This is a genomic window from Pectobacterium actinidiae (genome assembly GCF_000803315.1).
Lineage (GTDB): Bacteria > Pseudomonadota > Gammaproteobacteria > Enterobacterales > Enterobacteriaceae > Pectobacterium > Pectobacterium actinidiae.
In genome coordinates this window covers 523,666-535,713 of the sequence record NZ_JRMH01000001.1, presented here as the reverse complement: position 1 = coordinate 535,713, position 12,048 = coordinate 523,666, and the positions used below count along the sequence as shown (strand labels likewise).

Here is a 12,048-nt window from a genome sequence, read left to right as displayed (position 1 = left end):
AGTGACCGAATAAGAACATGTCCAACGCACTGCTATCTCGCCCAGTGTTTTTGCTGCAAAAGAAGCTGACGCAAGTGACGCCACTCGTCATCGCCCATGCTGTCCGATGCCAGCCACAGCTGTTGCTTGTCTTTACCGTTAACCGCCTGCAATGACAGCAACACGCCATTCTTCAGCAACCACGGTCGTTTAACGATCTGCCATTCCTGCTGCCGCCAGTTCAGGGTCGTTTCGCTAAGCAGAACGATTTCCCCCTGTCGGGATTTAATATTCCGTTGGCTACGGATAAAACCGAACATCACCATCGTGACCAGGCATAGCCATAGCCACGCGTAACCGTCCGGCCACGGTGCCAGCAGAATGAGCAATACTAATAGGCCATGCACAACCAATGACAGCAGTTGCATACGCCAAGAAACGCGAAGATCACATTGCCACTGGGCCACGATCTTTATTTCGCGTCTGAATAAGGGAAATCATGCGTTTTAGCTCTCCGTCCTTCGGTTCACCGTGGTTCATCAACCAGTTGAATAAATCGGGATCGTCGCTTTGTAACAAACGTACAAACGTACGCTTATCAGTGTCATTAAGTGTGTCATAGTCATGCTCAAAAAACGGCATGATCGCGATATCCAATTCGCGCATACCACGGCGGCATGCCCAATGAATGCGTGATTTATTATCGATTTCCATATTTCATGTCCACCTTGTTATCGCTGCTTGCCGCTAGTGTACTCTGATTACGGTAGCGGGTATCAACTAATAGTAACATTTTGACATAGTTTACCGACGTGCGCCGCGCCGAGTGCGCTCGTCAGCATCAGAATGCGTTCGACAATAACGCTGCGTGAATAACCACTTGCAAACCCTGAGCGCTCTTTTACCATTAGGTCATTCGGGTATCGCCCTTAGCGCAGGATTGTACTATATGGTTAATCAACATACGGCTCATCAACGCCCTTTTGCATCACAACGCCCATTTGCTTCCGCCCAACTGGCCGCCACGCTCATCTCACTGGATGATTGGGCACTGGTCACGATGGTCGGGCCGGATACCGTCAAATATCTTCAAGGGCAGGTCACCGCGGATGTCGGAGCGCTACCTGACGATGGGCACATCCTGTGCGCCCACTGCGACGCGAAAGGAAAAATGTGGAGCAACCTACGTCTGTTCCATCACGGCGAAGGTTTCGCTTTCATTGAGCGTCGTAATCTACGCGACGCTCAGCTTAACGAACTGAAAAAATACGCCGTTTTCTCAAAAACGACCATCTCGCCAAACGATGACACCATCCTGCTGGGCGCCGCGGGTGCGGGCATCCGCGAGCTGCTGGCCTCTGTATTTAGCCAGCTTCCAGACGCTGAACACCCAGTCGTGCAGCACGAAGGGGCTACCTTACTGCATTTCGCCTATCCTGCAGAACGTTTCTTGCTGGTACTGTCTCCAGAACACAGTGCGTCGCTGCTTGAGCAACTCGGCGATAGCGTCAGCCTGAATGACAGCCGCCAATGGCTGACGCTAGATATTGAAGCAGGTCAGCCCATCATTGACAGCGCAAACAGCGCGCAGTTCATCCCGCAAGCGACTAATTTACAGGCATTAAATGGGATTAGCTTCAGCAAAGGGTGCTATACCGGTCAGGAAATGGTCGCTCGGGCAAAATATCGCGGTGCGAACAAGCGCGCGCTTTACTGGCTGGCGGGTAAGGCAAATCGGGTACCGCAGGCGGGGGACGATCTCGAATTGCAGCTCGGTGAAAATTGGCGTCGTACCGGTACCGTGTTGGCCGCTAGCCAATTGCAAAACGGCGAGGTGTGGGTTCAGGCGGTATTGAATAACGATCTGAACGCAGAGAACATCCTGCGCGTACGTGAAGACGCCGAAAGCCAACTCACGGTTCAGTCTCTGCCATATGAAATAACGGATTAACCCGACGAGTTAAGCCACAGTATGAATATGGCAAACCTCTCCTCAGAACGATAACAGTGATAATGGAATAGAAGAGTAAAGCGTCCGCGACAGGGACAAAGGCGTCAGGAACGCCTTTGAACGTCGCTTGCGACGGCCCTGAAAGGGTGAATCTCAGGGATGAGATTCATATCTGCGCGGCTCGAGCGTACATAGATGTATTCACAGCGTCTTTACGATCTATCCATTACCCCTGCACGCCATACGCTTAAGGCAAGCACACGAAGATTAGATATAAAGATAAATCGCCAGAAAATGGCAGACGCTGCCGCCCAATACAAAGCCGTGCCAGATCGCGTGATTATAGGGAATCCGCTTGCAGGCGTAGAAAATCACCCCCAGCGTATACACCACGCCGCCTACCGCCAGCAGCGTCACGCTCCCCGCCGCCAGCTTCATTACCATTTGGTAAATCACCACCAGCGACAGCCAGCCCATCACCAGATAGGTAATCAACGACAACACTTCAAAACGGTGAGCAAACACCAGCTTGAAGATCACGCCCAGCAGCGCCATGCCCCAGATGACGACCATCAGGCCATGCGCCAGCGGCGAATCCAGCCCCACCAGCAAAAATGGCGTATAGGTTCCGGCAATCAACAGGTAGATAGCACAGTGGTCGAATTTTTTTAGCCACGGCTTAATACGCTGAGAAGGAATGGCGTGATACAACGTCGACGCCAAAAACAGCAGGATAATGCTGCCGCCATAAAGGCTGTAGCTGGTCATTGCCACATGATCAGCATCATTATTGACCGCCTGCACCAGCAGTAAAACCAGCCCCACAATCCCGAAAACTACACCGACTCCGTGGCTTATGCTGTTCGCAATCTCCTCTGCCAGAGAGTACTCTGGCTTGTGTGCACTTTTTGACATCGATAGATTCCGCAATAGCGAGTGTTGGTATTGTCTGCCCCGCTCTCCCACTGTAGTGCAGGATGACACAGGCATAGGTGTTTAACCTTTGAGCAGATTAACTGAGAATAGTTTCAGTGTACACGTGTAAGCTAAAATATTTACTCTCGCCTGACTTCTGGCTTTCTCTCTCACTTAGCCTGTAATCATGCATGTCAATCTCGGGCGACATCCCCTACAATGATCGACATCGATATCTCCCTGTTTAGAGGTAAGTTTTTCATGTCATCTGCCCCATCTACTCTGAATTTCGGTTCCATGACCGGTGTCTTCGGCTTTCTGATAGAAATCGATAAATTAAAAAGCGTGCAGCGCCGTAACAAAATTATCGGCAGCGAACGTCACGAAGATTCTGCCGAACACAGCTGGCATTTTGCCGTCGCGGCGATGGCGCTGGCACCTTATGCCGGTGAAGGCGTCGATATCCAGCGCGTGATCCAAATGGCGCTGATTCACGACATCGTCGAAATCGATGCGGGCGATGTGCTTGTGTACGATCTTTCCGCTCGTCTGGCGATTCACGATCAGGAAGTCGCCGCCGCCGCCCGTATTTTCGGCCTGCTGCCCGAACCACAGCGTCAACAATTCCACGATCTGTGGGAAGAATACGAAGCGAATGAAACCCCCAGCGCTCAGTTCGCTCTGATGCTCGATCGCGTCATGCCAATGCTGATGAATTTGTCCAACGGTGGACAAAGCTGGGTAGAAAACGGCATCCGTCTGGAACAGGTTCTTGACCGCGCGGAGTTCATCGCCACGATCAACCCGGAACTCTGGCAATACCTCCAGCAACATCTGGAAGACGCCAAAGCCAAGGGCTGGTTGCTATAATTCGGTTTTCTCGCTAGACGCCCCGTCGCCGGGCATTCACGTCAGGAGAGGGTGATGTCGTTAAAAACAATCGCGAATAACCTGGGTTTGTCCGTGGCAGCGGTGAGTCGTGCTTTGAACGGTCATCACGATATCTCCGACGCCACGCGCCAGCGCATTCAGGAAGAGGCGGAGCGCATTGGCTACCGTCCCAATACGCACGCACGCCGCCTGAAAATGGGCAAAAGCAACGCCATCGGGTTGGTCTATCCCTACGCCTCTTCACTGAGTAACGATATCTTTTTTGAGATGATTGGCGCGATCAGTCGCAAGCTGGCACAGCATGAGGTCGATTTTCTCCTGCTAGCTGACGAGCAAGATGCCTGTCAGGGTGCCGCCCGGTTGATCGCCAGCCGCCGTATCGACGCGTTGATCGTGGCGCATACATGCGAACAGGATGCACGACTGACGCTACTGCAACGTAGCAATGTGCCTTTTCTGGCGCTGGGGCGCAGCCAGCTCCCTCACCCTTACGCCTGGTTCGATTTTGACAACCGCGCAGGCATGGCGCTGGCGACCGAACACCTGCTTGAACTCGGCCATCGCCGTATCGCTATGTTAAGTGAAGACCACCCGCAGGCGTTTATCATGCAGCGTCGTCAAGGCTATCGCGATACCCTGCAACGCCACGGCCTGCCGTTTCACGACGCCTATCTGCGCTGTGTTAACCCCACGCGCCGCGCGGGCTATCAGGCCATGCTCGACCTTCTGGCGTTGCCTGAACCACCCACCGCTATCGTGATGGATGGCAACGTCCACGGCGATGGCGCTGTCGCCGCGTTGCAGCAGGCCGGTCGCCTTTCCGGTTCACATCCAATCGCATTAGTGATGTATGACGGCTTGCCACAGGACAGCCTGACCGACCTCAACGTGACAGCCATCGAGCAAGCAACACGTGAGCAGGTTGGCGAACAGATTGCCAGTATGATGCAAGCGCTCATCGCGGGCGAATCCGTAGAAAACTTGCAGGTGTTATGGCAGCCAACGTTACGCCTCGGTAAAACGAGTTTTCCCGCCTAATCGATTCCGCTCTCTGCCACATTTCATATAAAGCCATCGGTTGATGTGCTACGCCAGCCGTCAGAGAGATGCCCTTCACATCTTCATCGCAACCTTTTTCTATTTCCTGGCAATTATTTTAACAACATCACACTTCTTAAACGTTTAAGTTGATGACTTAAACGTTTAAGTTTTCACTGAGATCCACTATTCGTTATTGAGTCATCGTAATTTGGAGTCTTCCTCATGAAGCGTGATATTGTCCAATTAACCAGCGCGCAGTGCGATGTCATCGTACGCTGCGCCCCGGCAGCAGAAATTCTCTACTGGGGGCCACGGCTGCGTGGTTTTTCGCCAGAAGATATCATTTCTCTGCAACGCCCTGTCGCTAACGGTCGTCTGGATGTGGATCTTCCTCTGACGCTGGCGATGGAATACGGGCGTGGCCAATTCGGTTCACCGGGTATTGAGGGACACCGTTCAGGCTATGACGCCGCGCCGATCTTCACGACGACGCAGACTGACGTTCAGGACAATACGCTCACCATCACGGCGGAAGATGCACAGGCAGGGCTTCGCCTGATCAGCGAGCTGCGTCTGGATCCGCAGACCGATGTATTGCAACTGCGCCATACGCTAGAGAATCTGCGTGCGGATGCCTGGCAAGTACAGCGCCTCGCCGTCACGCTGCCCGTCCCGGAACGGGCGAGCGACGTTATGGCTTTCCACGGCCGCTGGCTGCGCGAGTTTCAGACTCACCGCCTCACGTTGCAGCATGGCGGTTTTATTCAGGAAAGCCGTCGGGGAAGAAGTTCCCACGAGTATTTCCCCGCCTTTATCCTTGGCGAGTCCGCATTCAGCGAAGAGCGTGGCGCTGTCTGGGGCGTGCATTTAGGCTGGAGCGGCAACCATCGCCTGCGTGCCGATATCAAAACGGATGGCCGTCGCGTCGTACAGGCGGAAGCCCTGTATCTGCCGGGTGAAATCACGCTGGCACAGTCGGAATCCCTCACCACGCCGTGGGTCTACGCCGCCTTCTCCGATGCCGGTTTAAACGGCATGAGCCAGCGCTATCACACCTTCTTGCGCCAGTCCCTGATCTCATTCTGCGGCGATAAACCACGTCCGGTACACCTCAATACGTGGGAAGGGATCTATTTCGATCATGACCCCGATTACATCATGCAGATGGCGAGCAAAGCCGCCGACGTCGGCGTAGAGCGCTTTATTATCGATGACGGCTGGTTCCGTGGGCGTCACCATGACCAAGCCGCACTCGGCGACTGGTATCTGGACGAGGAAAAATACCCTAACGGGCTGATGCCCGTGATTGAGCATGTCAAAGCCTTGGGAATGGAGTTCGGCATTTGGGTCGAACCGGAGATGATTAACCCCGATTCCGACCTGTTCCGTGCCCATCCTGACTGGGTGCTGCAATTGCCCGGCTACGCGCAGCCAACGGGCCGCTACCAGTACGTGCTGAATTTAAACCAGCCCGAGGCTTTCGCTTATCTGCTGGAGCGGCTGAGCTGGCTGCTGGGCGAACACCCTGTCGATTATGTGAAGTGGGATATGAACCGCGAGCTGGTGCAGCCCGGCCATGAGGGGCGTCTGGCCGCCGATGCGCAAACCCGACAGTTCTATCGTCTGCTTGAAACCCTGCGTCAGCGCTTTCCGCATGTCGAATTTGAATCCTGCGCCTCCGGCGGTGGCCGCATCGATTACGGCGTGCTGGAGCGTACCCAGCGTTTCTGGGTGTCGGATAACAACGACGCATTGGAGCGCCAGACTATCCAGCGCGGCATGAGCTACTTCTTCCCACCGGAGGTGATGGGGCAACACATCGGGCACGCCCGCTGTCACGCCACCTATCGGCGCCACACCATCGCCTTTCGCGGCCTGACCGCCCTGTTCGGCCACATGGGCATCGAGCTGGATCCCGTGAAGGCCGATGACGACGAGCTGGAAGGCTATCGCCACTACATCCAACTGCACAAAAGGCTGCGTCCGCTGCTGCACAGCGGCACCACCTGGCGGGTCGAGATGCCGGACGATACGACACAGGTTGCCGGTGTGGTAAGCCACGATCGCCAGCACGCGGTTTTCCAGATAGCCCAGTTGCGTATGCCAGATTATTCACTGGCGGGTACGCTACGCTTCCCCGGCCTGCTACCTGACGCACGCTATGAAGTCACACTGCTGGACGGCCCGGAAATCAAAACGGTACAAGAAGGCGGTGGCACCATGCGTGAACTCCCGCCCTGGCTACGTCAGCCGATCGTGGTTTCTGGCGACTGGCTGATGCAGGCGGGCCTTGCTCTACCCGTACTGACGCCGGAAACCGCCATTCTGGTCGCACTTTCCGCAGTAGCAGAGACGGCTGGCAGCTAGCCTTTTCACTTGCTCTAGACATTCGCAACACGGCCGCGCGGGACTGCAACGTCCCGCGTCATGATGCTCGCTACCCTCTTGGGGGGAAATAAAGATGCCTACTACCTCGTGCTATTACAAAAATAACCGTAACTTCTGGATTTTCGGCGCATTCTTCTTTCTTTATTTTTTTATCATGGCAACGTGCTTTCCGTTTTTGCCGATTTGGCTGGCGGACGTTATCGGGCTTAACAAGACCGATACTGGCATCGTTTTCTCCAGTTTGTCCCTGTTCGCGATCCTGTTTCAGCCTTTCCTCGGCATTCTGTCCGACAAGCTGGGCATGAAGAAGCACCTGCTCTGGGTGATCTCTGTGCTGTTGCTCTTCTTTGCCCCTTTCTTTTTGTATGTCTTCGCCCCACTTTTAAAAATCAACGTGATACTGGGTGCTTTAGTCGGCGGCCTGTATATAGGGTTCTCTTTCAGCGCGGGTGCCGGGGCCATTGAAGCCTATATCGAACGCATCAGCCGACAGCACCACTTTGAGTACGGCAAGGCGCGCATGTTTGGCTGTTTTGGCTGGGGAATTTGCGCCTCAACGGCAGGCATGTTGTTTAACATCAACCCCGATATCGTGTTCTGGATGGGATCCGGCTCGGCGATTATTTTGATCGTGTTGCTGTGTCTGGCGAAGACGGAAAGCAACCCGACCGCTGCTGTCATGGACTCACTCGGGGCCAATGCCTCACCTTTTAGTGTGAAGCTGGCATTAGGTCTGCTGGCTAACCGTCAGTTCTGGCTGCTGGTGCTGTACGTGGTTGGTGTCGCCTGTATTTATGACGTCTACGATCAGCAATTCGCTAATTTCTTTAAATCGTTCTTTAGTTCACAGGAACAGGGCAACCAGATCTTTGGTTTTGTCACCACGGCAGGGGAAGCCGCGAATGCGCTGGTGATGTTCTGCACGCCCTGGATCATTAACCGGATCGGCGCTAAAAATGCGCTTTTAGTGGCAGGCACAATTATGTCGATCAGGATCTTGGGATCGGCCTGTGCCACATCCGTCACAGAAGTAATCATCCTGAAAATGCTGCACGCCTTCGAAATACCGCTGCTGCTCATCGGGATCTTCAAATACATCGCCAATACGTTTGATTCGCGCTTGTCGGCCACGATTTATCTGGTGGGCTTCCAGTTCGCCAAGCAGTTTATGGCGATATTCCTCTCCTCCGCTGCGGGCAATCTGTATGACCGCATCGGTTTCAACCAGACTTACCTTATTCTAGGGGGTATCGCGATCACCTTTACCGCGATCTCCGCCTTTACGCTGTCATCGTCACGTAGCTCGGCGGGGATGAGTTCTCAGGCTGCGCATTAAAGGTGAGTCGGGCGGTGATAATGGGTAGATCGTAAAGACGCTGTGAATACATCCCTGTAAGCTCGAGCCGCGCAGATATGAATCTCATCCCTGAGATTCACCCTTTCAGGGCCGTCGCAAGCGACGTTCAAAGGCGTTCCTGACGCCTTTGTCCTTGGCGCGGACGCTTTACTCTTCTATCCCATCATCACCGTTTTCGTTCTGCCAATAGGTTTGTTAATCGCTCAGAACCGTTTTTCAACGCTCACATCCCGTTGAGTCAGTATCAACGGGGCGGAACTTCCTTATTTCACGTCACGCAATGCCGTTTTATCCACGTAAGGCTTCATGATGCCATCCGCCTCTTTTTGTGCAGCAGCGGCAGCGTCATCGACCTTTTTCGCCGGATCGTTTAGCAGCGCTGCCAGCTGATTTTCCATCGCTTTGCGTACCGCGACCGTTTCATAGGTGGCGTACCACGGATGGGCATATTGCAGTTGTGAAAGAGCAATGGCCGCTCGCGGATCTTTCGCCAGATAGTCTTTCATTTCTGGCAGATCGTAGGCTGCCATGCGCGGGGCGAAGTAGCCGGTAAAACGACTCCAGTTTCCGCTGACTTCCGGGCTAACCAGATAGTTCATAAACTGCCAGGCCGCTTTTTTCTGCTCCTCAGAAATCCCTTTGAAGCTCACCAGACTCGCCCCGCCGATGGTTACGCCACGGCGTTCTTTTTCCGGCATCATCGCCACACCCAACTGAAAATCTTTGGTATTTTCACGCATAAAGCCCAGCGCACCGGTGCTCAGCATCGTCATACCCAGCTTGCCGGAGAAAAATGCGGCGCTGATCTGTTTGGAATTCAGCACGCCAGCGGGCATCACTTTGTCGCGGTACACCAAATCACGCCAGAACTGGAGCGCACCTTTCGTCGATGCGGTGTTGTAATACACTTCGCCGGGATAATCGGCATTGTAATATGCCCCGCCGTTGGCACGCGTCAGCGCAGACAGCATCCAGCCGCCGTAGTCATCGTTCGTCGACGGAATCATAATGCCCCACTGCCCTTTCGCCGGGTCAGTCAGTTTTTTCGCGACCGCAATCACGTCATCCCAGTTTTTCGGCGGTTCGTTAAAGCCCGCCTTCTTCAGCATGTCTTCGTTGTAATAGAGGATTGGCGTCGAGTTATGGAATGGGATCGCATAAGTCACGCCCATCACCTGCGCATTTTGATGCAGCGCAGGCCAGAAGTTTTTGGTCAGGAAAGGCGTGGCTTTTTCATTGCCGAACTTGAACAGCTCGTCCATCGGCAGGATTTCATCTTTGATGACCAGATCGGCAGTAAAGTTTGCCGACATAATCACCAACGCCGGAGGATCGCCCGCTTTAGCGGCCGCTTCTGCTTTCACTTTGGTCGTATCGTAATTGCCGGTGAAGATCCCACGCACGTCAACCTGATCCTGCGATTGGTTGTACTCCTTGATGATGCGCGTCATTTCCATCGTCAGCTTGCCATCAACTGGCGCGGGAAACATGAAGTCGATGCTTTGTTTTGCCAACGCGGAGCCAGACATCAGCAAGGCTATCGCCAGCGCCATCATACGGGGCTTACGCATTTCTTTTCTCCTGGGATAAATTACGGGCGGTTTGCCCGGAAAACCAATGACAATCCTGCGGTGAAAAATGAAGCACAATGGATGCGCCGACATCCGGCACGCCATCGCGATTTGGCCGACGGTAGCGCATATTTCCCAACGGCGTATCCACATAAATCAGATACTCCGCGCCAAACAGCTCCCGTTGTTTCACTATTCCCGGCAATGACAACTCGCCGTCTGACGCGGCGTGTTCGGTAATATGCTCAGGGCGGATCCCGAGCAGCACACTGGTTAATGAACGCGTTTCTTCACTGGCAGGCAGCGCCACAGGCAATGTCTGTGACAACACGTGACCATCGGAACAAGGCAACGTCATGAGATTCATCGCGGGCGTGCCGATAAATCCGGCGACAAAGACGTTAGCCGGGTGAGAATACAACTGCTCCGGCGTGCCGACCTGTTGCAGTACGCCGCGATCCAACACGGCGATTCTGTCCGCCATCGTCATCGCCTCAATCTGATCGTGCGTGACGTAAACGGTGGTGGTTTTCAACTGTCGATGCAGATCCATAATGCCATCCCGCACGTCGCTACGCAGGCGTGCATCCAGATTCGACAGCGGTTCATCCATCAGAAACAAGCGTGGATCGCGCACGATCGCCCGCGCCATCGCCACGCGTTGACGCTGACCACCGGACAGTTTTCCCGGTTTGCGTTTGAGTAATGGCTCAAGCTGGAGCAGGCTGGCAACGCGCTGCACGCGCTGTGGATACTCCGCCTTCGGCTCGCCGCGCATCCGCATTCCAAACGTGATGTTCTGTTCGACCGTCAGGTGCGGGAACAGCGCGTAATTCTGGAAGATCATCGAGAAATTGCGCTGCTTCGGGCTCCAGGTCGTAATGTCATCCTCGCCCAGCAGGATCTGCCCGTCGCTCACCTCTTCCAGACCCGCCAGCATACGCAGCAGCGTACTTTTGCCACAGCCGGACGGCCCGACCAGCACCAGAAATTCACCGTCAGCGATATCCAGCGACAGCGACGCCAGCGCCTGCATGTGCTCGAAGCGTTTGCTGATGTTACGTAACTGAATCACAGCCATTACGCATCCACCGGACAGCTGATACGCGGATCGTAGAGGTAAGGCCCTGGGTACGACGCGATCGATTGGCTGTAGCTCACCAGCCCGGTTACCGGCACATAGCGGTGCATGACCACGCTGGCGGGTTCAAGGTTGTAGTAGGACGTGTCGTCATAGTAGAAATACGGCACCTGATGGACGGTGCCAGGCACCGTGGCGATAATCGCCTGCCGATGTTGCGTCATAATCAGGCGGTGCGTATGGCCGCAGAAAATGCGCGTAAGCTGCGGAAAACGTTCGATCAGCGTCAGCAGCTCGCTTCCGTTTTCGCAGGCGATCCGATCCATGTGCGCCGATCCCAGCGGGAGCGGTGGATGGTGCATGAAGATCGCCGTTTCACGCGTTGAGTGATCCTGCAATTGCTGCTCCAGCCAACCCAGCGTGGACGGCGTCAGCCAGCCTTTCGCCTGTCCAGCCAGACTGGTATCGATGAACAGCAGGCGCATCGGGAAGTCATCCACCGCATAGCGAATGTTTTCTGGATCATCGCCCAATTGCGGGCAAAGCGGGCGCATCGCGTTGAGGAAATGCGGCTTGTCGTCATGATTGCCCGGAATCACGTACAGCGGGTAATCCAGCATCTGCAACACGCGCTGTGCCACCAGATACTCCTGCGGGCTTCCGCAGTTGACGATGTCGCCACTGATCACCACCGCGTCCGGCCGCTCACTCAGCGCGTTTAGCTGGTTAATGACCTTGGCATTTTCCCCGTTAATATCAATAAATTCATAGAGCTTGCGACCCTCACTGCGAAAATGCAGATCGGAAATTTGTGCCAGCAACATAACCACCACCTCTATCGTTATTTCGCCCATTGGCGAACGCCGATCGTGTA

At 54.5% G+C, this 12,048-nt stretch carries 11 protein-coding genes; 5 read left to right on the top strand and 6 right to left on the bottom strand.

The features are described from left to right. Positions 1–32: 32 nt before the first annotated feature. Both KKH3_RS02265 and sdhE read right to left on the bottom strand, forming a co-directional pair. Positions 33–407: a protein YgfX gene (locus tag KKH3_RS02265; RefSeq protein ID WP_052201278.1), complete on the bottom strand. Its 375-nt coding sequence runs from the start codon at positions 405–407 to the stop codon at positions 33–35. A 19-nt stretch (positions 408–426) separates the two neighbouring features. After that, a complete protein-coding gene (gene sdhE, locus KKH3_RS02260) occupies positions 427–693 on the bottom strand; it encodes an FAD assembly factor SdhE (protein WP_039355397.1) in 267 nt (88 codons plus the stop codon). Positions 694–928: 235 nt separating this feature from the next. Between sdhE and ygfZ the strand changes: the two genes are divergently transcribed. Next, positions 929–1,930, top strand: a complete 1,002-nt coding sequence (ygfZ, locus tag KKH3_RS02255) for a tRNA-modifying protein YgfZ (RefSeq protein WP_039355395.1) — start codon at positions 929–931, stop codon at positions 1,928–1,930. 267 nt (positions 1,931–2,197) lie between these two features. Here the strand turns inward: ygfZ and trhA are convergent, their stop codons facing one another. Further along, entirely contained in the window at positions 2,198–2,845 is a 648-nt protein-coding gene (gene trhA, locus KKH3_RS02250; protein ID WP_039355392.1) for a PAQR family membrane homeostasis protein TrhA, read from the bottom strand. Positions 2,846–3,106: 261 nt separating this feature from the next. On the opposite strand from trhA, the gene KKH3_RS02245 reads away from it, so the two are divergent. The 4 genes from KKH3_RS02245 to KKH3_RS02230 all read left to right on the top strand — a co-directional run bounded on the left by KKH3_RS02245 (position 3,107) and on the right by KKH3_RS02230 (position 8,501). After that, entirely contained in the window at positions 3,107–3,715 is a 609-nt protein-coding gene (locus tag KKH3_RS02245) for an HD domain-containing protein (protein ID WP_039355390.1), read from the top strand. A gap of 54 nt (positions 3,716–3,769) precedes the next feature. Next, positions 3,770–4,774, top strand: a complete 1,005-nt coding sequence (locus tag KKH3_RS02240; protein WP_039355389.1) for a LacI family DNA-binding transcriptional regulator — start codon at positions 3,770–3,772, stop codon at positions 4,772–4,774. Between the two features lie 225 nt (positions 4,775–4,999). Continuing rightward, complete coding sequence (locus KKH3_RS02235) at positions 5,000–7,144, top strand: alpha-galactosidase (RefSeq protein ID WP_039355387.1); 2,145 nt, start codon at positions 5,000–5,002, stop codon at positions 7,142–7,144. Positions 7,145–7,238: 94 nt separating this feature from the next. Continuing rightward, complete coding sequence (locus KKH3_RS02230; RefSeq protein WP_039355386.1) at positions 7,239–8,501, top strand: MFS transporter; 1,263 nt, start codon at positions 7,239–7,241, stop codon at positions 8,499–8,501. Positions 8,502–8,785: 284 nt separating this feature from the next. Here the strand turns inward: KKH3_RS02230 and KKH3_RS02225 are convergent, their stop codons facing one another. From KKH3_RS02225 to KKH3_RS02215, 3 genes are read right to left on the bottom strand one after another with little or no spacing between them, the layout of a single operon-like run. Next, complete coding sequence (locus KKH3_RS02225) at positions 8,786–10,093, bottom strand: ABC transporter substrate-binding protein (RefSeq protein WP_039355384.1); 1,308 nt, start codon at positions 10,091–10,093, stop codon at positions 8,786–8,788. Then, on the bottom strand, positions 10,086–11,174 hold the full coding sequence (locus KKH3_RS02220; RefSeq protein ID WP_039355382.1) for an ABC transporter ATP-binding protein: 1,089 nt from the start codon (positions 11,172–11,174) through the stop codon (positions 10,086–10,088). The genes KKH3_RS02225 and KKH3_RS02220 overlap by 8 nt, the downstream gene beginning before the upstream one ends. Further along, on the bottom strand, positions 11,174–11,998 hold the full coding sequence (locus KKH3_RS02215; protein WP_039355380.1) for a phosphodiesterase: 825 nt from the start codon (positions 11,996–11,998) through the stop codon (positions 11,174–11,176). Before KKH3_RS02215 ends, KKH3_RS02220 begins: the two co-directional genes overlap by 1 nt. Positions 11,999–12,048: the final 50 nt, after the last annotated feature.

What these genes read in the sequence shown, in the direction of transcription:
- KKH3_RS02265 (WP_052201278.1), bottom strand. Translation starts at nt 407, where the DNA reads ATGCAACTGCTGTCATTGGTTGTGCATGGCCTATTAGTATTGCTCATT.
- sdhE (WP_039355397.1), bottom strand. Translation starts at nt 693, where the DNA reads ATGGAAATCGATAATAAATCACGCATTCATTGGGCATGCCGCCGTGGT.
- ygfZ (WP_039355395.1), top strand. Translation starts at nt 929, where the DNA reads ATGGTTAATCAACATACGGCTCATCAACGCCCTTTTGCATCACAACGC.
- trhA (WP_039355392.1), bottom strand. Translation starts at nt 2,845, where the DNA reads ATGTCAAAAAGTGCACACAAGCCAGAGTACTCTCTGGCAGAGGAGATT.
- KKH3_RS02245 (WP_039355390.1), top strand. Translation starts at nt 3,107, where the DNA reads ATGTCATCTGCCCCATCTACTCTGAATTTCGGTTCCATGACCGGTGTC.
- KKH3_RS02240 (WP_039355389.1), top strand. Translation starts at nt 3,770, where the DNA reads ATGTCGTTAAAAACAATCGCGAATAACCTGGGTTTGTCCGTGGCAGCG.
- KKH3_RS02235 (WP_039355387.1), top strand. Translation starts at nt 5,000, where the DNA reads ATGAAGCGTGATATTGTCCAATTAACCAGCGCGCAGTGCGATGTCATC.
- KKH3_RS02230 (WP_039355386.1), top strand. Translation starts at nt 7,239, where the DNA reads ATGCCTACTACCTCGTGCTATTACAAAAATAACCGTAACTTCTGGATT.
- KKH3_RS02225 (WP_039355384.1), bottom strand. Translation starts at nt 10,093, where the DNA reads ATGCGTAAGCCCCGTATGATGGCGCTGGCGATAGCCTTGCTGATGTCT.
- KKH3_RS02220 (WP_039355382.1), bottom strand. Translation starts at nt 11,174, where the DNA reads ATGGCTGTGATTCAGTTACGTAACATCAGCAAACGCTTCGAGCACATG.
- KKH3_RS02215 (WP_039355380.1), bottom strand. Translation starts at nt 11,998, where the DNA reads ATGTTGCTGGCACAAATTTCCGATCTGCATTTTCGCAGTGAGGGTCGC.